Source organism: Photorhabdus viridis (genome assembly GCF_040256935.1).
Taxonomy (GTDB): domain Bacteria; phylum Pseudomonadota; class Gammaproteobacteria; order Enterobacterales; family Enterobacteriaceae; genus Photorhabdus; species Photorhabdus viridis.
This window is the reverse complement of the sequence record NZ_JBEJZY010000405.1, coordinates 1-259: the sequence shown is the minus strand read 5'-3', so window position 1 is coordinate 259 and position 259 is coordinate 1. Positions and strand designations below refer to the sequence as shown.

The window sequence follows — 259 nt, the reverse complement described above, 5'->3', positions numbered from 1 at the left end:
TTACATTGGCGGTGGCGCTGCCAGCTCCGGGCGCTGGCTGGCGGCCCCAAATCCGTTGACGGTCGGGTTAATGGGATTGTTTTATTCACCGAAGCTGAATGAAGGCGAAGAGGACTACTTAAACCACTATCGCCTGAGTGAGATTGCCGAACAGTTTGGCAAAGCCCCGACTCGTGTGCGTTTCCGCTGGATCAGAGATGAAAAAAGCGGCAGGATGACGGTTCAGGGGTATCACGTCAGCGCGGAAAGTGGTCTGGAT

The 259-nt window shown here is 55.2% G+C and carries 1 protein-coding gene; it reads left to right on the top strand.

The features are described from left to right. On the top strand, positions 1 to 259 hold a 259-nt coding region (locus tag ABR397_RS23925), incomplete at both ends, for an S-type pyocin domain-containing protein (protein WP_350307862.1).